Source organism: Rhodoferax sp. U11-2br (assembly GCF_018619435.1).
Lineage (GTDB): Bacteria > Pseudomonadota > Gammaproteobacteria > Burkholderiales > Burkholderiaceae_C > Rhodoferax.
On the sequence record NZ_JAHFZF010000006.1, the window covers coordinates 156,692 to 180,295 of the forward strand.

The 23,604-nt window shown below is 63.3% G+C and carries 22 protein-coding genes and 1 riboswitch; of the genes, 8 read left to right on the forward strand and 14 right to left on the reverse strand.

From position 1 onward, the window contains the following. Window positions 1-197 precede the first annotated feature (197 nt). Window positions 198-394: riboswitch (yybP-ykoY riboswitch) on the forward strand. A gap of 1 nt (window position 395) precedes the next feature. Beyond that, window positions 396-953: a TMEM165/GDT1 family protein gene (locus KKO72_RS06135; RefSeq protein WP_214936484.1), complete on the forward strand. Its 558-nt coding sequence runs from the start codon at window positions 396-398 to the stop codon at window positions 951-953. A 116-nt stretch (window positions 954-1,069) separates the two neighbouring features. Here the strand turns inward: KKO72_RS06135 and hyi are convergent, their stop codons facing one another. Genes hyi through KKO72_RS06150 form a run of 3 tightly spaced genes read right to left on the reverse strand, consistent with a single transcriptional unit; the run spans window position 1,070 to window position 5,710 of the window. Beyond that, entirely contained in the window at window positions 1,070-1,852 is a 783-nt protein-coding gene (hyi, locus tag KKO72_RS06140) for a hydroxypyruvate isomerase (RefSeq protein WP_214936486.1), read from the reverse strand. Between the two features lie 17 nt (window positions 1,853-1,869). Continuing rightward, a complete protein-coding gene (locus KKO72_RS21250; RefSeq protein WP_214936488.1) occupies window positions 1,870-4,725 on the reverse strand; it encodes an EAL domain-containing protein in 2,856 nt (951 codons plus the stop codon). Between the two features lies 1 nt (window position 4,726). Beyond that, window positions 4,727-5,710, reverse strand: a complete 984-nt coding sequence (locus KKO72_RS06150; protein ID WP_214936490.1) for an ABC transporter substrate-binding protein — start codon at window positions 5,708-5,710, stop codon at window positions 4,727-4,729. A gap of 340 nt (window positions 5,711-6,050) precedes the next feature. On the opposite strand from KKO72_RS06150, the gene KKO72_RS06155 reads away from it, so the two are divergent. The 4 genes from KKO72_RS06155 to chrA all read left to right on the forward strand — a co-directional run bounded on the left by KKO72_RS06155 (window position 6,051) and on the right by chrA (window position 10,487). After that, on the forward strand, window positions 6,051-7,217 hold the full coding sequence (locus KKO72_RS06155; RefSeq protein WP_214936491.1) for a homoserine O-acetyltransferase: 1,167 nt from the start codon (window positions 6,051-6,053) through the stop codon (window positions 7,215-7,217). After that, a complete protein-coding gene (gene metW, locus KKO72_RS06160) occupies window positions 7,214-7,795 on the forward strand; it encodes a methionine biosynthesis protein MetW (RefSeq protein WP_214936493.1) in 582 nt (193 codons plus the stop codon). Before KKO72_RS06155 ends, metW begins: the two co-directional genes overlap by 4 nt. A 139-nt stretch (window positions 7,796-7,934) precedes the next feature. Next, the gene (locus KKO72_RS06165) at window positions 7,935-9,056 is read left to right on the forward strand and encodes an alkene reductase (RefSeq protein WP_214936495.1); all 1,122 of its coding nucleotides are present in this window, start codon (window positions 7,935-7,937) and stop codon (window positions 9,054-9,056) included. 33 nt (window positions 9,057-9,089) lie between these two features. Continuing rightward, the gene (gene chrA, locus KKO72_RS06170; RefSeq protein WP_214936497.1) at window positions 9,090-10,487 is read left to right on the forward strand and encodes a chromate efflux transporter; all 1,398 of its coding nucleotides are present in this window, start codon (window positions 9,090-9,092) and stop codon (window positions 10,485-10,487) included. A 25-nt stretch (window positions 10,488-10,512) separates the two neighbouring features. Here the strand turns inward: chrA and KKO72_RS06175 are convergent, their stop codons facing one another. From KKO72_RS06175 to KKO72_RS06185, 3 genes are all read right to left on the reverse strand, one after another. Further along, window positions 10,513-11,250 carry a TerC family protein gene (locus KKO72_RS06175; RefSeq protein ID WP_214936499.1) on the reverse strand — a complete coding sequence of 246 codons (738 nt, stop codon included), beginning with the start codon at window positions 11,248-11,250 and terminating at the stop codon, window positions 10,513-10,515. A gap of 93 nt (window positions 11,251-11,343) precedes the next feature. Next, on the reverse strand, window positions 11,344-11,847 hold the full coding sequence (locus tag KKO72_RS06180) for a GNAT family N-acetyltransferase (RefSeq protein WP_214936501.1): 504 nt from the start codon (window positions 11,845-11,847) through the stop codon (window positions 11,344-11,346). Beyond that, window positions 11,844-12,326 carry a bacteriohemerythrin gene (locus tag KKO72_RS06185; RefSeq protein WP_214936504.1) on the reverse strand — a complete coding sequence of 161 codons (483 nt, stop codon included), beginning with the start codon at window positions 12,324-12,326 and terminating at the stop codon, window positions 11,844-11,846. The genes KKO72_RS06180 and KKO72_RS06185 overlap by 4 nt, the downstream gene beginning before the upstream one ends. 205 nt (window positions 12,327-12,531) lie before the next feature. On the opposite strand from KKO72_RS06185, the gene KKO72_RS06190 reads away from it, so the two are divergent. Next, window positions 12,532-13,110: a GNAT family N-acetyltransferase gene (locus KKO72_RS06190; RefSeq protein WP_214936506.1), complete on the forward strand. Its 579-nt coding sequence runs from the start codon at window positions 12,532-12,534 to the stop codon at window positions 13,108-13,110. 29 nt (window positions 13,111-13,139) lie between these two features. Here the strand turns inward: KKO72_RS06190 and KKO72_RS06195 are convergent, their stop codons facing one another. The 3 genes from KKO72_RS06195 to KKO72_RS06205 all read right to left on the reverse strand — a co-directional run bounded on the left by KKO72_RS06195 (window position 13,140) and on the right by KKO72_RS06205 (window position 16,077). Further along, window positions 13,140-14,033 carry a D-hexose-6-phosphate mutarotase gene (locus KKO72_RS06195; RefSeq protein WP_214936508.1) on the reverse strand — a complete coding sequence of 298 codons (894 nt, stop codon included), beginning with the start codon at window positions 14,031-14,033 and terminating at the stop codon, window positions 13,140-13,142. Between the two features lie 48 nt (window positions 14,034-14,081). Then, a complete protein-coding gene (locus KKO72_RS06200; protein WP_214936510.1) occupies window positions 14,082-15,050 on the reverse strand; it encodes an alpha/beta fold hydrolase in 969 nt (322 codons plus the stop codon). Between the two features lie 112 nt (window positions 15,051-15,162). Beyond that, a complete protein-coding gene (locus tag KKO72_RS06205) occupies window positions 15,163-16,077 on the reverse strand; it encodes a LysR family transcriptional regulator (protein WP_214936512.1) in 915 nt (304 codons plus the stop codon). A gap of 100 nt (window positions 16,078-16,177) precedes the next feature. Here KKO72_RS06205 and KKO72_RS06210 point away from each other — a divergent pair, with 100 nt between their 5' ends. Beyond that, a complete protein-coding gene (locus tag KKO72_RS06210; protein ID WP_214936514.1) occupies window positions 16,178-17,068 on the forward strand; it encodes a DMT family transporter in 891 nt (296 codons plus the stop codon). A gap of 63 nt (window positions 17,069-17,131) precedes the next feature. Then, window positions 17,132-18,631: a M20/M25/M40 family metallo-hydrolase gene (locus KKO72_RS06215; protein WP_214936516.1), complete on the forward strand. Its 1,500-nt coding sequence runs from the start codon at window positions 17,132-17,134 to the stop codon at window positions 18,629-18,631. A 121-nt stretch (window positions 18,632-18,752) separates the two neighbouring features. On the opposite strand, the gene KKO72_RS06220 is transcribed toward KKO72_RS06215, so the two are convergent. The 5 genes from KKO72_RS06220 to KKO72_RS06240 form a co-directional block, all read right to left on the reverse strand. Continuing rightward, on the reverse strand, window positions 18,753-19,871 hold the full coding sequence (locus tag KKO72_RS06220) for a diguanylate cyclase (protein ID WP_371736831.1): 1,119 nt from the start codon (window positions 19,869-19,871) through the stop codon (window positions 18,753-18,755). Window positions 19,872-19,944: 73 nt separating this feature from the next. Next, the gene (locus tag KKO72_RS06225; RefSeq protein ID WP_214936519.1) at window positions 19,945-21,273 is read right to left on the reverse strand and encodes a ferric reductase-like transmembrane domain-containing protein; all 1,329 of its coding nucleotides are present in this window, start codon (window positions 21,271-21,273) and stop codon (window positions 19,945-19,947) included. A gap of 137 nt (window positions 21,274-21,410) precedes the next feature. Beyond that, a complete protein-coding gene (locus KKO72_RS06230) occupies window positions 21,411-21,914 on the reverse strand; it encodes a cupin domain-containing protein (RefSeq protein ID WP_214936521.1) in 504 nt (167 codons plus the stop codon). Window positions 21,915-21,925: 11 nt separating this feature from the next. Beyond that, on the reverse strand, window positions 21,926-22,948 hold the full coding sequence (locus tag KKO72_RS06235; protein ID WP_214936523.1) for an LLM class flavin-dependent oxidoreductase: 1,023 nt from the start codon (window positions 22,946-22,948) through the stop codon (window positions 21,926-21,928). Window positions 22,949-23,232: 284 nt separating this feature from the next. Further along, window positions 23,233-23,604: mannonate dehydratase (locus tag KKO72_RS06240; RefSeq protein ID WP_214936525.1), on the reverse strand; the 372-nt coding region annotated here is incomplete at its 5' end.

Here is a 23,604-nt window from a genome sequence, read left to right on the forward strand (position 1 = left end):
ACAGACAGGACAGGGCAGCGGGACACGCCGCGTCCAAAGTCCGTGATGTTGCCCCATGCCCCACGATGTGTCATGTCGCTGCGGTGAAGCCAACGTAAAGTTGACACTTGTTGACTTGGCAGTCCCTGCGCAAGCCCCGCCCGCCAACAGATCAAGAAGACACACGGGACGGGTGCCAGCGCGATACCCCTACAATGCGCGCTGTCATTGGGGAGTAGCCGCCCTTCTTTATTGAGAGGGGCTTGCGTCAACAGACTTGTCTGGCCAGCATCGGCCAACATGGCGCAAGCAGAGTCCTGCAACAGGATTTTGGCGAGACCTTTGGCTGCGCGCCTCCGTTTTTGGCCGGGGATGCTGCGCAGTCATTGGTTTTGTTTGTCCGGCCGGAGACCCTCATGGAAGCCTTTTTTGTATCCACCGGCATCGTTGCCCTCGCCGAGATGGGTGACAAAACCCAACTGTTGGCCCTCATTCTGGCGGCGCGTTTTCGCCAGCCCTGGCCGATTGTCCTGGGCATTTTTGTCGCTACCCTGGTCAACCACGCCCTGGCCGGGGCCGCCGGAGCCTGGGTGACCACCGTGATCGGGCCAGACGTGCTGCGCTGGGTACTGGGTGCCTCGTTCATCGCGATGGCCGTCTGGATGCTGATTCCCGACAAGATCGATGACAGCGACACCCCCGCCAAACCACGTTTTGGTGTATTCGGCACCACGGTGGTGGCGTTTTTTCTGGCTGAGATGGGGGACAAGACCCAGATCGCCACGGTGATGTTGGCAGCGCAGTACCAAGCCTACTATGCGGTGATTGCCGGTACCACGGTGGGCATGATGCTGGCCAATGCGCCGGTGGTCTGGCTCGGCGAACGCATGACACGCCTGGTGCCACTGCGTGTGGTGCATGTTGTCTCGGCGCTGATTTTTGCGGGCTTGGGCTTGTGGGCGCTGCTGGGGTGATGTTGGTGCGCTGAACCGACGAGTCAGTGGCGGAGCTGGCCGAACCGACCAACCCGGCCACTTATACGTCAAAAGTGCCTCTAGCCCTTTCAAAACAAGGGCAGATAGCTATCAAATTAGCTTCGCCTGAGGTTTTGCAACCAACCCAGCCCGCCTTCGGTCTGGGCCAGCGGGTGGTACTCACAGCCGATCCAGCCGGTGTAGCCGATCTGATCGAGGTGTTTGAACAAAAAGGCGAAGTTGATCTCACCAGTGCCGGGTTCATGGCGGCCTGGGTTGTCAGCCAGCTGCATGTGTCCGATGCGCGCCAGGTGCCGTTGTAGTGTGGCCGCCAGCTCACCTTCCATACGCTGGGCGTGGTAGATGTCGTACTGGACAAACGCGTTGTCGGCACCCACCTCATCCAAAACCGCCACGGCCTGGGCCGTGTGGTTCAGCACAAACCCGGGCATATCAAAGGTATTGATCGGCTCCAGCAGCATCTTGAGCCCAGCCGCTTTGAATTCGCCCGCGCAGTAACGCAGGTTCTCCACCAGGGTCTGATGCACCAGCGCTTCCTTCACACCAGCAGGCACCCTGCCAGCCAGACAGTTGAGTTGTGGCACACCCAGCACCTGGGCGTAACGGATGCCGGTGGCCACACTAGCGCGAAACGCCTCACGGCACCCTGGATGGCAGGCCAGGCCCCGGTCACCCGCGTCCCAGTCACCTGCGGGCAGGTTGTGCAACACCAGCTGCAGGCCACAGGCGTCGAGTCGCGCCTTGATCTCGCTGGCGGGCCAGGCATAAGGAAACAAAAACTCCACCGCAGAGAACCCGGCACGTGCTGCTCGCTCGAAGCGGTCCAGAAACGGCACCTCGGTGAACAGGAATGTCAGATTGGCAGCAAATCGGGGCATGGTGCGTCTGGAGGTGGCTACTGGGGCGCCAGCTGCGACGGTTTGGCAAAGGCCTCAAACCACTCGCGATGGTCTTGCGGCCGGTGAAAGTGGTAACCCTGAAACCGGCTGCAACCTCGGTTCTTCAGGAACTCGAACTGCGCTGCGGTCTCCACACCCTCGGCCACCACACTCAGATGCAGGTGTTGCGCCATGGCCAGCATGGTCTCGACCAGTGCCACGTCGTTGGGGTCTTCTGGCAGGTCCTGGACAAAACTCTTGTCAATCTTGAGCTCGTACAGCGGCAGGCGCTTGAGGTAGGACAGCGACGAATAGCCGGTGCCAAAGTCGTCGATCGAGAAACGAATGCCCAGCGCCGCGAGCTCGGCCATACGGCCCATGGTCTCGGTCATGTGCTCCACCAGCAGACCCTCGGTGATTTCCAGCGTCAGGTGAGTCGGGTCGGCCCCGGTTTGTTTGAGAATGTCGCGAATGCGGGTCACAAAGTTCGGCTGGGCAAACTGCAGCGGGCTCACGTTGACGGCGATATGCAGGCTGTGGCCAGCCGCCTCGAGTCGGGCCAGCACCTGGCAGGTCTGCTGCAGCACCCAGTCACCCAGCGGCAGGATCAGACGCGACTCCTCGGCCAGCGGGATGAAGGTGGCCGGTGCCACCAGGCCACGCGTCGGGTGGCGCCAGCGCACCAGCGCCTCGGCACCGATGACCTCACCGTCGGCATTCACCTGCGACTGCAGAAACAGCTCAAAAGCCTGCTGCGACACCGCCTCACGCAGTTCCTGCTCGAGTGCATAACGCTGGGTCACGGTCTGCTGCATGTCAACCTGGAAGAAGGAGATCTGATTGCGGCCACGTTCCTTGGCGCGGTACATGGCGATGTCGGCCTCGCGCATCAGGTCATCCACCGACTCGTTGTGTTTGGGAAACAGCGTGACCCCCATGCTGGCGGCGGTGTGGTAGCTGGTGCCGTCGATCAGAATCGGCCCCTCCAGCGCCAGCCGGATCTTGTCAGCCACCGCCCGTGCTAGCGTGGCAGCACCGTCAGACTCGGCCGCCAGCGCGGGCAGCAGCACCACAAACTCGTCCCCACCCAGACGCGCCACCGTGTCCTCCTGGCGCAGGTAGAACTGCAAGCGACCGGCCACCTCCTTCAGCACCGCATCCCCCAGCGCATGGCCGTACACATCATTGAGGCGCTTGAAATGGTCCAGATCCACAAACATCAGCGCACCCACACGCTGGTTGCGCCGCGCCGCCGCCACCGCCTGGGTCAGGCGGTCCTGAAACAGCGCCCGGTTGGGCAGGCCGGTGAGGGCGTCGTGGTAGGCCAGATGCGCCACCTGGGCTTCTGCCTGCTTGACCTGGCTGATGTCCAGGCAATGTCCGATGTAGCCCAAGAACCGCCCCTGGCTGTCATAACGCGGGCTGCCCTGGTCCAGAATCCAACGGTACTCGCCGCTGGCATGGCGCAGGCGGTACTCCATGGCAAAGGCCTCGCGCGCCTCAAAAGCCGCCACATAGGTGGTGAAACAGTGCGCCAGGTCGTCCGGGTGCACGCCCTCAGCCCAGCCGTCGCCCAGCTCCTGGGCCAGCGTGCGGCCGGTAAAGGCCAGCCAAACGCTGTTGAAATAATTGCATTTTTTGTCCAGCCCGGCGGTCCAGACCAGCGCCTGCCCGGTGTTGGCCAGGGTACGGTAATGCTGCTCGCTGTCGGCCAGTGCGCGGCGCATGCGGTACTGCTCGGTCACGTCCTGAAACACCAGCACCACCCCCTCGATGGCGCCCCGGGCGTTGCGGATCGGCGCGGCCGAGTCGGCCACATCGCGCCGGGTGCCATCCCGCGCAATCAGCACCGTGTGGTTGGCCAGCCCCAGCACCGTGCCCTCGGTCAGCACCCGTTTCACCGGAATCTCGGCGGGCAGGCCGGTGATCTCGCTCTCAATCACAAACACGTCCGAGATCGGCAAGCCGCGGGCCTCTGCCAAAGCCCAACCGGTGAAACGTTCAGCGGCCGGGTTCATCAAGGTGATGCGGGCACGGGCGTCGGTGGCGATCAGGCCATCACCAATCGAGTGCAGGGTGATGCTCATGCGCTCCTCGCTGGTGATCAGTGCTTTTTGGGCGTCTTCAATGGCTTGCGCCATGTCATTGAAGTCACGCGCCAATGCGGCAATTTCGAGCGGCCCCTGCACCACCGCGCGGCTGCTCAGCTGCCCCTGTTTGAGACAGCCTGCCGCATCTGCCAGTGCCTGCAAAGGCTGGGCGACAAACCGGCGCAGCAACAGGCCCACGGCCAGCAACACCAGCAGGGCCAGCACCAGCCAGGGCAGACGCGACAACAAGGTTTCGTAGCGGGCCTGCTGCCAGGCCAGATCCAGGTCCATCTCCAAAAACACCGAACCCCAGCGCGAACTGCGCACCTCGTTGCTGGCGGCAGGCAACTCAAACGGCTGCAGCACAGCCAGGCGCAGCCCATCCTCCTCGGTGCGCACCTGAGGCAGCCGCCCGGCAATCACCTGCAGGCGCCAGCCATCGTCAAAGTCGGGCAACAGGCTTTTGGCCGCACTGCCCACCCAGGCCTTGCGGTGGGCCATGAGCACCCGGCCCTGCTCGTCGAGGATCAGCACCGCCAGCACCCGCGGGTCGGTGCTGGTCTGCGCCAGATCGGAGGCCACCATCGCGGTGCTGGTTTGCAACCCCTGTTCCGCCATACGCGCCAGATGGGAGACATGGTCCAGCGCGTCCTGCCGTGCTGTCTGTGTCAGGTTGGTCAAACGAGTGCTCAGGCTGTGCCAGGTAGCGAAACTGCTGAAAATCAGCAACAGGCTGGCCAGCGCCAGCGGCAAGGCCCATTTCAGACTCCAGGGAAAACGCATCTCAAGCTCTCCAATCAGGCGCAGGCAAAAACCGTCCATCCATCACACCGTCGAGCAGCGGCACCTGCTTGAGCAGCCCGGAGCGCTGCATCAGGGTCGCCACCGACTGCGCCATCGGTCGCAGTCCCGGGGCAGCCGCATCGAGCAACCGGCGGTTGTCGTCCAGGCTCATCAGGTGCACCCCTTTGAGCGCCGCCGTGAACTCCAACGCGCTGATGCCCTGCGCAGGGGCCATCAAGGCGGCAGACTGTGCGGCCGAGTTTTGCAACACCCCAAGCGCCTGAAAATAGCCGACCAGCAGCTGTTTGAACACCTCGGGCGAGGCGGCCAGCGCACTGGCTCGCACCGCCAACACATCCATGATCACACCCGGAAAACGCCGGCTGTCGATCAAGCGGTGGGCCCCCTGACGGGCCAGCTGGCTGGCATAAGGCTCAAAACACACCACCGCGTCCACCGCACCGCTGGCATAGGCAGCCAGCTGCGCGGCGCCAGCCAGCGGCAGCTTGATGACATCGTCAGGGCGCAGGCCGGCCGCATCCAGCGTGCGCGACAACAGCAGCGCACCGGTGGCGGTTTCTTCCACCGCCACACGCTGCCCGCGCAGTTGCTCCACGCGGGTGATGCCCGGGCGGACCATCACCACATCGGCTCCGGCCGACTCGTCAAACACCATGATCACCCGCAGGTCGAGCTGGCCCTCGCGCGCCACCAGCCATTCGTCAAGCGTGAGGGTCGCCGCCTCGACCTGGTCAGAGGCCAGCGCCAGCAGGCTGTCGGAGGCGGTGGTCAGCTCCAGCAAACGCAGGCTGGGGTTGTTGAAATGACCCAGCTCGCGCGCCAGCAACAAGCCGGTGTAACCCACCCAAGGGTTGGTCGCCACCCGCACCAGCGGCTCAGCGCGCTCACAGGCGCCCAAACCCACCAGCGACAGCCCGAGCGCGCTGGCCAAAAGCTGGCGGCGGTCCGGGTGCAAAACAGGCATGGCGCTCCTCTCTATGGGCTGCGGGGTGGGTGAAGCGTGTGGGCTGTGAACCATGCTACCTCAGGCGCTTGGACGTTCTGGGGAAACACAGCGGCAATATGTATGAAAAAACTACAAAGACAGGAGCTGTCTGCCCTTTTATTCAAAGGGCTAGAGGCCTATTTGGCATCCAACATCACAAAGGCTGGCCTGGCACGGCGCACGGCCAAGCCGGGCTGGCCGGACGGTCTGGTTATACTGTTGTTGCGCCGATTTGCCAGAATTGCGGGCGCTTAACAAATACCGCTAAAGATGTCAGCCAACCCGGTTTTGCCTTTAGCGCTACCGGGTTTTTTCATTCATGCAACTGATCGCTACCCCCCAGTCGATGTCATTTGCGGCCGCCTTGCCCCTGCAAAGCGGCGCCAGTCTGCGCAACTACGCGCTGAGTTACGAGACCTATGGCACTTTGAACGCGGCCAAGTCCAACGCGGTGCTGGTCTGCCACGCGCTCAACGCCTCGCACCATGTGGCCGGGGTTTACGCGGGCCAGGCCAAGTCCGAGGGCTGGTGGGACAACATGATCGGCCCGGGCAAGCCGCTCGATACCAATAAATTTTTCGTCATCGGCGTCAACAACCTGGGCTCCTGTTTTGGCTCGACCGGGCCGATGCACATCAACCCCGACACCGGCCAGGTCTATGGCGCAGACTTCCCGGTGGTCACCGTCGAAGACTGGGTCAACGCCCAGGCCCGGCTGCTCGACGCTTTGGGCATCCAGACCCTGGCTGCGGTGATGGGTGGCAGCCTGGGCGGCATGCAAACCCTGAGCTGGACACTGCAATACCCCGACCGGGTGCGCCACGCCCTGGTGATTGCCAGCGCGCCGAATCTGACGGCCGAGAACATCGCTTTCAACGAGGTAGCGCGGCGCGCCATCGTGACCGACCCCGACTTCCACGGCGGGCACTTCTACCAGCACGGCACCGTGCCCAAACGCGGCCTGCGTATTGCCCGCATGATCGGCCACATTACCTACCTCAGTGACGATGTGATGAACGAGAAGTTTGGCCGTCAGCTGCGCGACGCGGTACTGGCGCAGGCCAACAACACCGCTGGCGACCTGGATGCCGGGGCCTACAAATACAGCACGCAAGACGTCGAGTTCCAGATCGAGAGTTACCTGCGTTACCAGGGCGACAAGTTTGCCGAATACTTCGACGCCAACACCTACCTGCTGATCACTCGGGCGCTGGACTACTTTGACCCGGCGCGCGCCTACGGCGGCAACCTGAGCCTGGCGTTGGGGCGTGCCAAAGCCAAATTCCTGCTGGTGAGTTTCACCACCGACTGGCGTTTTTCACCCAAACGCAGCCGCGAGATTGTCAAGGCCTTGCTGGACAACCAGCGCGAGGTGAGTTACGCCGAGATCAGCGCACGCCATGGCCATGATGCCTTTTTGCTCGATGACCCTCGCTACATGGACGTTGTTCGCTCTTATTTTGAAAGCATGGAGGTGTCAGCATGAGTGTCAGTGTGGTTGGCCAGGCCCTGGCCGAACTAGTGCCTGAGGGCGCACGTGTGCTCGACTTGGGCTGTGGTGACGGTGCTTTGCTGGCGCATTTACAAGCCACCCGTGGCTGCACCGGCTACGGCATCGAGATTGACGATGCCAATGTACTGGCCTGTGTGCAACGCGGTGTCAACGTCATCCAGCTCAACCTGGACGAAGGTTTGTCGATGTTCGAGGACGCCTCATTCGACGTGGTGCTGCAGATCGACACCTTGCAGAACCTGCGCAATGCCGAGGTGATGCTGCGCGAGACGGTGCGTGTGGGCCAGCTCGGCATCGTCGCCTTCCCCAACTTTGCGCATTGGCCCAACCGCCTGAGTGTGCTGCGCGGGCGCATGCCGGTGACCCGGCGCCTGCCCTACCAGTGGTACGACACGCCCAACATCCGCGTCGGCACCCACGCTGATCTGGGCTTGCTGGCACGCGCCTGTGGCTTGAAGGTGGTCGACAGCTTTGGCATCCAGGACGGCGAGGTGTTACGTTTTGCACCCAACCTGCTGGCAGGCACCTCGGTCTACAAGCTCACCCGTTAGACCTTTCCCTCCGTTGGTGGCCTGGCGCACTGGCGCAAGCGCCCGTCTTGCTCCAAAATGGCTTGACCAGGGCAACTTGGCCTGCGATGTGGCCAAGCTGTCCCCAACCCATTGATCTTGTCAAACGGAACCCCTTGCCATGCCTCACACCCACGCCACCTTGTTCAATCCCGTGCACGCAGGTGACCTGCACCTGGCCAACCGCATCGTGATGGCGCCGCTCACCCGCAACCGCGCACCGGACGCCATCCCAACCCCGCTGATGGCCGAGTACTACGCCCAACGCGCCAGCGCCGGGCTGATCATCACCGAGGCCACCGCGATCAGCCACCAAGGTCAGGGCTACGCTGACGTGCCCGGCCTGTACGGCAGCGAGCAGATCGATGGCTGGAAACAGGTCACCAAACGGGTACACGCTGCGGGCGGCAAGATCGTGGTGCAGCTCTGGCATGTCGGGCGCATCTCCCACACCAGCCTGCAACCCAACAGCGGTTCGCCCGTGGCCCCGTCAGCGATCCGCGCCAATGCCAAGACGGTTCTGATCACCGACGGGGTGCCGACCTTTGTCGACACCTCCGAGCCGCGTGCGTTACAAGCCTATGAGCTGCCCGACATCGTGCACACCTACGCCGCCGCCGCCCGCAACGCGGTGGAAACCGCCGGTTTCGACGGGGTGGAGATCCACGCTGCCAACGGCTACCTGCTCGACCAATTCTTGAAAAGCGGCTCCAACATCCGCCGTGACGACTTCGGTGGCAGCATCGAAAACCGCGCCCGGCTGGTGCTCGAAGTGGTGCGCGCCGTCACCGGGGCCATTGGCGCCGGGCGCGTTGGCATCCGCCTGTCGCCGGTGACCCCGGCCAACGACGCATTTGACCCCGATCCGCAGCCGCTGTTTGACTACCTGGTGCGTGAGCTGGCGGGCTTCGGGCTGGCCTATGTGCACATCATCGAAGGCGCCACCGGTGGCCCGCGCGAGCTCTCAGACCGCCCGTTTGACTACACCGGCCTGCGCCGCGCCTACCGTGCGGCCGGTGGCAAAGGCGCCTGGATGGTCAACAACGGCCTGGACAAGGCGCTGGCCGAACAAGCGGTGCGTGAAGGCGCCGACCTGATTGCCTTTGGCCGCGCCTACATTGCCAACCCCGACCTGGTGGAGCGCCTGCGCCACAGCAGCGCGCTCAATGAAGGTGACCGCAACACCTACTACGGTGGTGGCGCCAAGGGCTACACCGACTACCCCACACTCGAGCAGCGCTGAGCGCAACGGCCACGCCGCCCGCCAACAACGTCCATGGGGCTGCATGAGCACCAGGCCGCACCGCTTGGCCAGGTGCCGTTTGGCGAGGCCTTGGGCTTCTGGTTCAAACTCGGCTTCATCAGTTTTGGGGGGCCGGCCGGGCAGATTGCGCTGATGCACCGCACGCTGGTCGAGGACAAACGCTGGATTTCCGAGGCCCGCTTTCTCCACGCACTGAACTACTGCATGCTGCTGCCCGGGCCCGAGGCGCAGCAACTGGCCACCTACCTCGGCTGGCTGATGCACCGCAGCTGGGGCGGTGTGCTGGCCGGGCTGCTGTTTGTGCTGCCCTCGCTGGCTATCCTGATGGGGCTGAGCTGGGTCTATGTGGCCTTTGGCACCTTGCCTTGGGTGGCGGGCCTGCTGTATGGCATCAAACCCGCCGTGGCGGCGATTGTGCTGCAGGCAGTGCACCGCATGGGCAGCCGCACATTAAAAAAACCGGCGCAAGCCCCCGTTTTATGGGCGGTAGCTGCTATGAGTTTTGTGGCCGTGGCCTGGCTCAACGTGTCTTTTCCGTGGGTGGTGCTGGTGGCGGCACTGACCGGTTGGTTGGCTCAACGCCGGGACATGGACCAGTTTTCCAAAACGCCAAGCCATGGCGGCACGGCGCAGGCCAGCATCGCACCAGAACAGGCCCACACCGCTTATCTGATTGATGACCACTGCCCCACACCCGAGCACGCCCGTTTCAAACCCTGGCGGCTGGCCCGGGTGCTGCTGGCGGGTGCGGCGCTGTGGCTGCTGCCAATGGTGCTGCTGGTGGCCTGGCAAGGCTGGAGCGGCACGCTGGCGCAGATGGGCTGGTTTTTCAGCAAAGCCGCGTTGCTGACCTTCGGTGGCGCCTATGCGGTGCTGCCTTATGTCTATCAGGGCGGTGTGGAACACTTTGGCTGGCTCAGCGGCCCGCAGATGATGGACGGCCTGGCGCTGGGTGAAACCACGCTCGGCCCGCTGATCATGGTGGTGGCTTTTGTCGGTTTTCTGGGCGGCTGGAGCCAGCAGGTACTGGGTCCGCAGGCCCTGCTCGCGGGTGCGCTGTTGGCCGCCACGGTGGTGACCTGGTTCACCTTCTTGCCGTCGTTCATTTTCATCCTGGCCGGTGGCCCGCTGGTGGAGTCGACCCACGGCAAGCAACACTTCACAGCCCCGTTGACCGCCATCACCGCCTCCGTGGTGGGTGTGATGGCCAGCCTGGCGCTTTTTTTCTTGGTGCATGTGGCCCAGGGCAGCGGGGCCAAAAGCCTGTGGGGCGTGATGGTCGACCTGCCCGCCTTGACCCTGGCGGCACTGGCTGCGCTGGCGCTGTTGCGCTACAAGCTGGGCATGCTACGGGTGATGGCCGCGTGCGCCGTAGCCGGGCTGGCCTTGAAGTTGACCGGCTGCTGCTGAGCTGACGCAAAGCCAGCCAGTTGCCTTAGCTGCGTGCCTGGCGCTTAGTGCGCGCGCGGATGTTGAGCGCCTCCACCGTCAGTGAAAACAACATGGCCACGTAGACATAGGCCTTGGGCACATGCACGTCAAAGGCCTCGGCCACCAGCAGTGTGCCGACCATGGTCAGGAAGGCCAGTGCCAGCACCTTGATCGAGGGATGTTTGTCAACAAATTCACCAATCGGTTTGGCGGCAAACATCATCACCGCCACCGAGGCGATCACCGCCGCCACCATCACACCGATGTTGTCGACCATGCCCACCGCTGTGATCACCGAGTCCAGCGAAAACACGATGTCGACCACACCAATTTGCACAATCGTGCCCCAGAATATCCCGGCACCGGCTTTGACACTGTCCACACCGGACTGGGTTTCGTTGCTCTCCTGGGCTTCCACTTCCATGAAAATCTCGTGCGAGGCCTTGTAAAGCAGAAACAGGCCACCACCGAGCAAAATCAGGTCACGACCACTGATCTCCTGCCCCAGCACGGTCAGCAGTGGCTCGGTCAGTGTCATCACCCAGGCCAGGCTGAACAGCAGCGCAATCCGCGACACCATGGCGAAGGCCAGACCCAGGCGGCGCGCCAGGTCACGCTTCTCGGGCGGCAGGCGCCCCACCAGGATGCTGATGAAAATGATGTTGTCGATGCCCAGCACAATCTCCAGTGCGGCAAGCATGAAGAAGGCAATCCAAGTGTTCGGGTCGGTCAGTAGTTCCATGGGGCGGGTCGCTAGAGGTAAAAACTCGTGGAGTCTAGCGAGACCGACAAAATACCCATAACTTGTGTGTTTTGTGCGGTCCGGCCACCGCCATCAGCTGGGTTGCCAGGTCTGGAGGTCCAGCTCCAGAAAATGGGTGCCCTGGATCGGGTTGTACACATACGCAGGCACCGGCACAAAACCCATGGAAGCGTAGAGCGCCCGCGCGGCAGCCATGCCCGGCAACGTGTCAAGCCGGATGGCCCGGTAACCGCTTTCCAGGGCCGCGACACAGATGGCCTGCGCCAGCCGCCGCCCCAGATGCCGGCCACGTGCCACCGGGCGCAGGTACAGGCGCTTCATTTCACACAGACCGTCTTCCAGCGGGCGCAGGCCGACACAACCCAGCGTCTGGCCGTCGGCCCAAGCCAGCAGCAGACGACCCTGGGGTGCGGCGTAGGCGCCAGGCAAACCGGCCAGCTCGGCCTCGAAGTCCTGGAAACACAGACTGACACCCAGGCTGGCCTGGTACTCACGCAGCATCTCGCGCACCAGACTCAGGTGCTCTGGTAACCGGGCGTCGCAGATGTCGGACTCAGGCCGCTGCGCCGTGCTCATTTGAGGCCGAACAAACGGGCAAAAAACCCGCCTGGTTTGGGCGGCGGCTGGGGCGCCACCGGCGCGCTGGAGACCGGATGACCAAGGAGCCATTTGCCGAAGCGCAGGTCGTGCGTCATGATGTGACCAATCAGCCATTTGTTGAGGAACTTGCGCAAATCCTGCACCCGATCTTCGGTCCAGGCCTGGTCGCTGCCCAGAAATTCAGCCACCTGGGCGGCAAATTCCTCATGCAACTTCAGATGCTGCTCAAACGCCGGGTAACCGCTTTTTTCCATCAACGCCTGCTCGTTGGAAAAGTGTGTGACCACATAGTTCAGCAATTCGTCCACGGTGTGGTCGACCGACGCCAGGTTGAGCGCGCGCACCAGGGTGAACAGCTGTCGGTGCTCCTGATCGACCTGGTCGATGCCGATCTTGAACCCGTCGCGCCATTCGATCACGAACGGCGCTCTCGTGGGGGTTGTCTCTGGTGCCATGAAAAATGCCCCTTCCAACGAACACGTGTGATGGGCAAATGCTACCTCAGAGCGGCGGCGATCACGCTGAGAACTCGCACCATTTTCCCATTCATATCGGCGCAGCGGGGTCGGCCAACGCGGCAAAATAGCCGCCTGTCCCGCCATCCACTGTTCTGCACCAGCAGCCAACAGATGCCCGCACCCTGCGCAGCACTTCACCACCATGATCGACCCCCTGCTTCTGCCCCTGCCAACCACGCTTGAAACCGAGCGCCTGCTGATCCGGGTGCCGAAGGAGGGCGATGGCCCGGCCCTGCATGCGGCTGTCTGCGAGTCCTTGCCAGAACTCCGGCAATTTCTGAGCGCCCTGCCCTGGGTGGCCAACCCGACCACCCCCGAGGACGCCGAAATCCGCAGCCGCACCGGTGCGGCCCACTTTGTGATGCGCACCCATCAGCCTTTTCATCTGTTCGAGAAGTCGACCGGCCAGCTGCTGGGCGGCGCGGGCCTGTTACGCACCGTCTGGGAAACACCCAAGACCGAGGTCGGTTATTGGGTTCGCAGTTCGTGTGCGGGCCGGGGCTACGCCCGGGAGGCGGTGCTGGCGCTGGTGGACTACGCCTTCAGCCAGATGCAGGTGGCCCGGGTCGAGCTGATTGCCGACGAGGCCAACCTGGCCTCACGCCGGGTGGCTGAGCGCTGTTTGTTTGAACTCGAAGGCATCCTGCGCCAGGACCGCCGCGCCACCGACGGCAGCCTGCGCAACACCTGTGTCTACGCCCGAGTTCGGCCAGCGCCCTGAGGCGTTGGTTGCCGGGTCACTCTGAGCTTTTAGGCGACCGAGATGGTCGCTGCCAGTGTGTGGACGCCGCCAGCCGGGATGCTGATGCTGTCCGGGCCGGCGTTGCAGGTTTCCACACACACCATCTGGCGGTGTTCACCGGCAGCCATGTCGACGATGTTTTTTTCCTTTTCTGACCAGGGGTTCCAGACCACGGTGCTGGCGCTGCCCTGTTTGGCAATGCGGATGCGGCGGCCTGTCACGCCGTCCACAATCACGCTGTCGGCCTTGGTGTCGGTGTAGATGCGGTCGGTTTCGCCGGTGAACACCACGTCACCGTCTTGCTGGCAGACGGCAAAGTTTTGCACCTTGTTGATGTAGCTGCCACCGGCCAGGCCCTGCACCGTGGTCTGGTTGATGTCGCTGGTGGCAAAGTAAGTGTGCAAAGCCTGGTTGATGCTCAACGGTGTCGCGCCTGTGTTGCGGGTGGTCAGTGCGATGGTCAGCGTGCTGCCGACGGTGATCACCAGCTCCAGGTCAAAAGCAAAATCCCACAGCGCGCGGGTGCTGGCGTCGTCGCTGATGCCCAGACGCAGCACCAGCTGGCCGCTGGCATCGAGCTCAGCACCACGCACTTGCCAGACCATGGTGCGCACAAAGCCGTGCATGGGTTTGTCGGCCAACGGGCCAAACCAAGGCCAGCACAGTGGCACACCACCACGCACCGGTTTGCCCAGTTCAAAAATCGCCGCTTTGGAGACCCAGATCACCGGCGCCTGCCCGGCCGGTTGCCAGCTCAGCACATGGGCGCCGTGTAACGCGACGCTGGCGGTGGCCAGAGGGGTGCTGATTTCGGCCACCGGCAGGCCGGGCACAGCCTCGGTGAAACGCAGGCTGTTGCCCAGCGCAAAAGTGGTGTTGAGGGTGGAGAGTGTTTGTGTCATGGTCATCGACTCGGGTTGGTAAAATTGTCAAAAAAAGGAGCATCTAGCTCAATTTCGATAAGGGCTAGAGGCCGAAATGGTATTGCAGTGGCTCAGCATGGCCTGGGCCAGTTGCGGCAGCAGCGCGGGCGAGAGGTCGTGCCCCATGCCCTCCACCACCAGCAATTTGGCACCGGGGATGTGGTCCGCCGTGTCCTGTCCCCCGGGCAGCGGCACCAGCGGGTCGTCGCGGCCATGGATGACCAGGGTGGGTGCGGTGATGCTGCGCAGCAAGGGGCGGCGGTCACCGCTGGCGATGATGGCCATCACCTGGCGTGTCAGGCCAGCGGGCTCGTAAGCGCGGCGGATGCCCCGGCCCACACGCTCACGCAGCGCCTGCTCAGACTCCTGGTGGACCGGGCTGCCAATGGTGCGCACAATGCGCACCTGGTGGTCGATCACCGACTCGATGTCGTTTGGCCGCGTGGGGCGGCTCACCACCACACGGCGCACATGCAGCGCAGGCTGCTGCAAACGCGGGTGACCACTGGTGGACATGATCGAGGTCAGGCTCAGCACCCGCTGCGGGTGGGTTGCAGCCAGTACCTGGCCAATCATGCCGCCCATCGACACCCCGACGATGTGCGCTTGCTGGATCTGCAGTGCGTCCATCACCGACAGTGTGTCTTGCGCCATGTCGTGCAGGGTGTAGGGCGAAGGCACCGGCAGCTTGAACACCGAGGCGGCAATGGTGCGCAGCAAGTCAAACCGCCCGTGCGCCGGTGCGCGGGCCGACAGGCCGCAGTCGCGGTTGTCAAAACGCACCACGCGGTAACCCTCCGCCACCAGGGCCTGGCACAAGCTGTCGGGCCAGGCCACAAGTTGCAACCCCAAACCCATGATCAGCACAATGGCCGGATGCGCCGGGTTGCCCAGCACCTCGTAATGGATGGGCCAGGCGCCGCTGGTGCGGCCCTGGACGGGCTCCAGCGGGGCCAAATCGTCAGCACACGAGGGGTTGGGGTGGGGTGAGTTCATTTTCGAAACGTCGTTCCAGATTTTACGGCGTCGCCGTGGGGGCCAACAGGTCGCGTGATGCTATCCACTTTATAGCTATAGGTCCTTTTAATATAAGGGTAAAAAGCCATTTTTACCCAAAATCTGCGGCAAGGCCAGCCACCACAAAGTCGATCCAGACACGCAACTTGGGCGCCAGATAACGGTTGGGCGGGTACAGCAGCCAGGCCGTGCCCGCGTAGTCGGTGACATGGGTCCAGTCGTCCAGCACCGACACCAGCTGACCACTTGCCAGCGCCTGGCGTGTCGTAAAGTCGGGCAGGCTGGCCAGGCCTAGGTGCTGCAGGGCGCCGTCAAGCCGTACCTCGCTGTGGTTGGCGACATAACGGCCAGACACACGCACCGTCACCTCGTCGCCGCCCTGGCGAAAGCGCCAGTGGCGGTCGCGTTCATCCTCGCCCAGGTACTGGCAGCTGTGCTGGGTCAGATCACGCGGGTGCACCGGCGTGCCGTGGGTGCGCAGGTAGTTGGGGCTGGCGCACACCCGGTGCAACACCGGCATCAGCGGGCGCCCGGCCAGGCCGGGAGGTGGTGCGTCGGTGAGCCGGATCGCCAGGTCCACCGTCTCCTCAAACAGGTCCACCACCCGGTCGGTGATGATCAGTTGCACGTCCACCTCGGGGTAACGCGCCAGAAACGCCGGCATCAGCGGGTGAATGACCTGGCGGCCAAAAGCCTTGGGCATGCTGATACGCACCAGCCCACGCGGTGTGGCGCTTTGGGTGTCGCACAGCGCCATCACCTCGCGAGCGGCGGCCACCAGGGTCTGGCAGCGGCTGTAGGCGGCGCTGCCCGCCTCGGTCAGGCGCAGCTTGCGGGTGCTGCGCTCGAGCAGGCGCACATGCAAAGCAGCCTCCAGCCGGGCCACCTGGCGGCTCACCGCCGACGGTGTCACACCAAGCAGTCGCGCCGCCGCCGAGAAGCTGCCCGCATCCACCACGCAGGCAAACACGGCCATGTCGGTGAGGTTCTCAAGCGGGTTATTCATGCGTCTGAAGCACAGCTGATGTTCTGAATCACATGATTATCACGCTGCAAGAAGCAATCTAGCATCCCAACTCTGTTTCAAAAACCTGTCGCGCCCCGCCATGACCAGCCTGATCCTCAAACAACCCGCGCACCTGTTGCGCCTGTCCGACCTGACCCTGCTGTTGGTGGCCATGGTCTGGGGCACCAGCTACGGTGTAGCCAAGGGCGCGCTGGCCTTTTACCCGGTGCTGGGTTTTCTGGCGCTGCGTTTTGGCCTGACGTTTGTGCTGCTGGCGCCCACCTTGCTGCGCGCCAGCACACAACAGCGCCGCGACGCCTGGCGCAGCGGGCTACCACTGGGGGGCTGGCTGCTGGCGATTTTTCTGTGTGAAACCTTTGGAGTGGCGCACACCCAGGCCAGCAACGCGGCCTTGCTGATCAGCCTGTGTGTGGTGATGACACCGTTTGTCCAGTGGTGGCTGCTGGGCCAGCGCCCGGCGCGGGCCGTATTTGGTTTTGCTGCGGTCTCGCTGCTGGGGGCTGCGCTGCTCAGAGGCGGTTTGACCGGCGGCCTGGCCTGGGGTGATGGCCTGATGCTCGGGGCTGCTGTGTTGCGCGCCATCCTGGTCTGCCAGACCAGCCGGCTCACCCGCAGCAGCAGTGCCACCAGCCTGCAGCTGACCGCCGTGCAATCCGGTGTGATCTGCCTTGGCTGCCTGCTGCTGGCGCTGCTGACACGCGGCGGGCTGCCCGACTTGCCCGGCCAAGCGGTCTTCTGGCAGGGCACGCTGTACCTGGTGCTGGGCTGCACCGTGTTCGCCTTTTTTGCGCAAAACTGGGCGCTCAAACACAGCGCGCCAAGCCGGGTGGCTTTGCTCACCAGCAGCGAACCTGCGTTTGGAGCGTTATTTGCGGTGTGGTGGCTCGGGGAGTCACTCAGTCCCATGGGCTGGCTGGGCGCTGCGTTGATCGTGTTGGCGGCGTTGTGGACCACGTGGCGGCGCGGCTGAGTCCAGCCGACCCACCCGGCTTTGGGTCATACTCTCGGCTGCTATATCTGAGGAGTTTTGGACATGAATGCACCCGTCAGCACCGACATTTTGAATACCGCCCAGGCCTTGGACCAGGTCAGCCGAGCCTGGGACCAGGACATTGTCAAACAGCTCAGCGACTACATCGCCATCCCCGCCAAGTCACCGATGTTTGACCCGGATTGGGAGCAGCATAGGTTCATCGACACCGTGGTGCGCAACGCTTATGAATGGGTGCAGGCGCAAAAGGTGCCCGGCCTGCAGATCGAGATCGTGCGCTTGGCCGGTCGCACACCGGTGCTGTTTTTTGAATTGGCGTCCTCCCAAGGCGCTACTGAATCACAAGCATCTAACCCAGACGGTAAAAGGGATAGCAGCCAAACCGTCATGTTTTATGGGCATCTGGACAAACAGCCCGAGTTCACCGGCTGGCGTGCGGACCTGGGCCCCTGGTCACCCAAGTACCTCGAAGGCAAGCTCTATGGCCGGGGCGGCGCCGACGACGGTTACGCCGTCTACGCGGCGGTGGCTGCGATCCAGGCGCTGCAAAGCCAACAAGTCGCACACCCGCGCATCGTTGGCCTGATCGAAACCTGTGAGGAAAGTGGTTCGTATGACCTACTGCCCTACATCGACGCCCTCAGACCCCGGCTGGGCGAGGTGGGCCTGGTGATCTGCCTGGACTCGGGCGCGGGCAATTACGACCAGCTCTGGCTCACCAACAGCTTGCGCGGCATGGCCAGCGGTGTGCTCAAGGTCGAGGTGCTGACCGAAGGTTTGCACTCGGGCGACGCCAGCGGCCTGGTGCCGTCGAGCTTTCGCATCCTGCGCCACGTACTGGATCGGCTCGAAGACAGCGCCACCGGCCGCTTGTTGCCCGCGCAGTTCCACTGCGAGGTGCCAGCGGACCGGCTGGTCCAGGCGCAGGCCACGGCAAACATCCTGGGTGACGAGATCTACAAACGGTTCCCCTGGGCCCATGCCGACTGTGGCGGTGCCTCACAAAGCATGCTGCCCACCACCACCGACCCGCTGCAGGCGCTGCTCAACCGCACCTGGCTGCCGACCCTGAGCGTGACCGGTGTCGAGGGGATGCCCGACCTGCAGAACGCGGGCAATGTGCTGCGCCCCTACACCGCCTTCAAACTGTCCTTGCGCCTGCCGCCACTGGTGGACGCCGCCAGCGCGGTGGCCGACCTGAAAAACCTGCTGGAAGACAACGCACCCTACCAGGCCAAAGTCACTTTTGACCACGCGGCGGGCGCCACCGGCTGGAACGCCCCGAGCACCGCACCGTGGTTCGAGCAGGCGCTTAACGCTGCCTCACAGAGCTGTTTTGGCGCGCCCTGCGGCTACATCGGCCAGGGCGGCACCATACCGCTCATGAACATGTTGTCCATGGGTTTCCCGAAAGCCCAGATGATGGTCTGTGGTGTGCTCGGCCCCAAGAGCAACGCCCACGGGCCCAACGAGTTTTTGCATGTGCCCTATGCCAAAAAACTCACAGCGGCAGTGGCGCAGGTGATTGCGGCAGCAGCCTAAGCGGCCTGAGGGACGCCAGACCCGCCTGGGGTGTTTTCCCTGGTTGGGCCTGTTTATGCTTCCAGCCCTTATGTCATAAGGGCTAGAGGCTATCAAATAATTAGGATTTGATGGTACAGGCTCAGGCAATCTCGACACGGTTGCGCCCGGCGCGTTTGGCACGGTACAGCGCCTGGTCAGCCGCTTGCACCAGGCTCTCGAAGCTCGACCCATGGTCGGCAAACGTGGCCACACCGATGGAGAGGGTGGCCATGACCGGGCTGCCCGCCAGTGCCAGCGGGCTCAGCTCGTAACGCTGGCGCAGCTCTTCGGCCACCGCCTTGGCCACCAGCGCATCTGCGGCCACCAGCACCAGCAAAAACTCTTCGCCGCCGTAACGGAACAACATGTCACTGTCGCGGGTGCGCTCGGCCAGCAGCCGGGCCGTTTCGCGCAACACATCGTCACCCACCTGGTGGCCAAAGTCATCGTTGATCTGCTTGAAATGGTCCACATCGATCATCAGCAGACTCAAAGGCTGGCCATCACGCGCACAACGCGCCAGTTCACGGGCCATGATGTCGCCCAGGTGGTGCCGGTTGAACAGGCCGGTCAACGCGTCACGGCGCGCCTGATCACGCAGTTGGGCCTGCAGGCTTTGGATCTCGGCCAACTGCTGTTGCAAGGCCAGCTCTTTGGCCTGTAACTCCTGGCGGGTGTCACGCAGCCGCATCGAGCGTTTCTGGCTGTCCAGAGACACAAAAAACAGATACAGAGAGACCGAAACCATGGCCAGCGCCGTCACCCAGGGATCGGTCTGGGGCTGCAGCGTCCAACCGACGATCCAACCGGCCAGCGCACAGCCGATAGCCAACAAACTCAGCGCCTCCAGCCAACCGCGTGTACCGCGGTACAGGGTGAGGTTCAGCAAACAGCCGATCACCATGACAAAGCTGATCCAAAGCGGGAAATGCAGCACCGCGATCCACGCGCCAAGACTCAGCGCATCCAGATACATGTGTCTGATTTCAGCGGCCATCGGGTCTACGGCGCGTCGGGCGAGCCAGAAGGCCAGCTGGGGGTACACCGCAAAGTGCGCCACCAACACCAGCCAGAGCAGCGGGCTTCGGTCTTGCGGGGCCAGGTGCAAACCAAGCACCAGCAGCAACATGGCATAACCCAGGCTGCGGTGGCGGTGGTTGACATGTACTGCCCAGTGGGTCTTGCCCCTTGGCGCAGCGGTAGGCGTGTTTTCTGGCACGTGCAACAAAGTCTTTGGGGGGGGGTTGTGAATCTGTCAGGGGCTTGGGGCTGGCAGATCATGACCCAGAACCTCAGCGCAAGTCAAACAACTCGTCGTGAAAGTTTTTACCGGGCAGGCCGCGTGCCGCAAAGTCGGTTTGTAACGCGTGGCCAAACCTGGCCGGCCCACAAAACCAGATGTCACCCAGGCGCCAGTCAGGCACCAGCGCGCAGATGCTTTGCGCGGTGAGTCTGCCATCGTGAGCTTCCACCAGCACATGCAGCGTCACCCGGGCTTCACGCGCCAGCAGCTTGAGTTTGTGGATGGCCAGGTGGTAGGGTGAGGCGGTGGCGTAGAACAGGTCGATGGGTTTGGCCTGCGGTGCCAGCACCAGCTCCTCCAGCCGGGCGACAAAGGGCGTGATGCCAATGCCACCACCAACCCAGATCTGGCGCTCACAGTCGCTGTCAAAGTTGAACTGGCCGTAAGGCCCTTCGATGTGGACCGGGTCACCCAGCTTGAGGCGGTCGGGCAGCAGCGTGGTGTAGTCACCCAGCCCCTTGATCAGAAACACCATGTGGCCGTCCCCCGTCCAGGCGGATGAGATGGTGAAGGGGTGTGCCCCTTCCACGCTGTCAAAGCGGACAAACACAAACTGCCCACTCTGATGGCCCGACCAGCGCCCCTGGAGCTGCACGCCCACCTCCAGCACCCGCACGGGTTTGTGCGCATGGACCTGCGTCACCACACCCAGCACCCGGTGGCTCAGGCCAACCCGCCGCAACAGAATCACCACCGCAGCCAGGCTGCCACCCAGCATCAGCAAGGCCATCACCGGGCCCATCAGTTGCCCCCAGTAACTGAACTTCATCAACACCACCGCATGAAACACGAGAAACAGGTAAGCCACGGCCAGCCAGCGGTGGGTTTTGAAAAACAGGTGGTACGGAAACCACTTGACCAGCGCCAACACCATCAGCAACACGGTGGCGTAAAAAGCCCACTCCCCCACGCCCTCGGCCAGGCCGCGCTGGCTTTGCAGGAACTTGAAAATCGGGTTTGCAGGCTCGGGCGCGCGCTCATGCGCGTGGCGCTCCAGATAACCCAGGTTGGTCAGCCAGCCAGGGCTTTGTTTACACAACCAGTGCAGCGTGACCCACACCAGGCCGCTGATACCCAGCCATTTGTGCAGGCGGTACATCTTGTCCAGCCCGCCCAAAAACGGCTCCAGCAGCAGAGGTCGTGCGGCCAGCATCAGCGCCACACTCATCACGCCCATACCCATGATGCCGGTGAAGTTGATCAAGGCATTGCGCCAGCTGCCAAAACCCGACGGCATCTCCAAGCGCAGGTCAGCCAGCAACCACAACACGGCCAGCCCAGCCAAAAAACCCCAGAAGCTCAGTTTGATGTGTTTCACACAAGGCCCAATCGCTGAGCACAGCCCATGTGTGCTAACCGGCTGACCCGTTGACGCCAGCGCAGTCAGCTTGAACCCAAGCGCAGAATAGTTCGGTGTGTTGGCACACCCTGGCGCTCACGCGGTCGCCAGAGTGATCAGCGCGTCAGCGTCTGGATGAGCTGCCGGTGCTGCGGAAAAGTTGCGCTCAGCGTGGCGCGGTCGGCCAGACAGAAGTCGGCAAAATCAAACCCGGGCGCCACCGTGCAGCCCACCAGCGAGAAAGCGCCCCCATCAGCCACCCGGGACGCAAACCAGGTGTGGGCGGGCACCACATGCTGAAAAGCATCACCCTGCGCCACATCCGGCCCCAGGCGGGTGCAGCGCAAGTCTCCGGCCGGGTTGATCTCCAGCACCTCCAGCGCCTGCCCGGCATAAAAGTGCCACATCTCGTCAGAGCGTATGCGGTGAAACGCGGAGAAGTTGCCCTGCTCCAGCAAGAAGTAGATGCCGGTGCTGACATGTCTCTGAACCGCTGGGCCACTCTCAGCCGGGTTCACGTCCATCCGCAGCGGGCTGCGGTAGGTTTCCCGGTAATAGCCGCCTTCTGGGTGGGGCTGTAACTGCAGGGCCTGGATGAAAGTCTGGGCTTGGGTGCTCATGGGCCCTGACTTTAGCGGCTGGTGTCGACCGGGCCAAGGCCACAGGCCTTCGCGGCAATCTCCAGCGAACGCAGGCGCCGCGCTGGCTCGAACACATCACACACCAGCATCAGCTCATTGGCCTGGGTGGCCTCGGCCAGGGCCGCCAGGCCGCTGGCCACCTTGGCCGGGCCACCAATCACCGCAGCGGACAGGAAGTCGCCGATGGCAGCGCGCTCCTGCGGCTGCAGTGTCTCCATGAAGCCGGGTGTGGGTGGCTGCAACCGCTGGCGGGCACCGGTCAAGATGCCCAGCACCCGTTGGTAGGTGCTGCTGGCCAGAAACTCGGCTTCTTCGTCACTGTCGGCCGCCATCAGGGGCACACCCACCACCACATAGGGCTGACTCAGTGTTTTGGACGGCTTGAACAGGCTGCGGTACAAGGCCAGCGCCTGGTGCAAAAGGCGCGGCGCAAAGTGGGCGGCAAAGGCATAAGGCAGGCCACGCTCGGCCGCCAGTTGGGCCGAAAACAGGCTGGAGCCCAGCAGCCAGATCGGCACATTGGTATCGGCGCCCGGCATGGCAATGATGCCTTGCCCGGGCTGAGCAGGCCCCAGCAGACGCTGCAGTTCGGCCACATCACGCGGAAAGTCCTGCTCTGTCTCGGCCCGGTCGCGCCGCAGGGCGCGCATGGTGAGCCGGTCGGTGCCGGGGGCACGCCCCAGACCCAGGTCAATCCGGCCCGGGTACAGCTCGGCCAGGGTGCCAAAAGCCTCTGCCACCACCAGCGGCGCATGGTTGGGCAACATGATGCCACCGGAGCCAACCCGGATGTGTTGGGTACCACCCGCGATGTAGCCCACCAGCACCGCCGTGGCCGAGCTGGCAATACCGGCCATGTTGTGGTGTTCGGCCAGCCAGTAGCGGGTGAAGCCCAGCGACTCCGCGTGCTGCGCAGTCTGCAAGGCAACAGCCAGCGCCTGCGCCACGGTGCCACCTTCGCGGATAGCGACCAGGTCGAGCATAGAGAGTTGGAGGGATCGGGATGGGGTCATGGTTTTGAAATCTCAGAGGTGCAGGTCGGAAGGTGGAGAAGCCCACCACATGCACATGGCGTGCACGATCCGTTGACACGCATTGTTGCCGCAGCCCGTAAAACCCCACACGGCGCAGCCTTGACCAGCGGTGACTCGCGGCTTCGGTCGGGCACGCTGCTGAGCCCCCTGCTTTCTCACATGCCGTATGGCCGCGGCGCTACATTCACATACAAAAATAGCGTCTAGCCCTTATAAAACAAGGGCCAGACGCTATTAAATTTAGCCTGGACGAATGTGATCCGTCAGACCTTGGCAGGCGTGTATTTACTCACCGCTTCCCACAAGCCATTGAGGTAGACCGCACCGAGTGCGCGGTCATACAAGCCATAACCGGGCTTGCCCGTCTCACCCCAGATCATGCGGCCATGGTCAGGACGCCAGTAACCCTCAAAACCCACATCGTGGTAAGCCTTGACAATGGCTGCCATGTCCAGAGAGCCATCACAGGAGTTGTGGGTGGACTCGTAGAAGGTGCCATCGGGTTCGACCTTGACGTTGCGCAGGTGACCAAAGTGGATACGACCCTGGCCACCAAACTCTTTGACCAACGACGGGATGTTGTTGCACAGGTCCGCACCCAGCGAGCCTGAGCACAGGGTCAGGCCGTTGGAGGA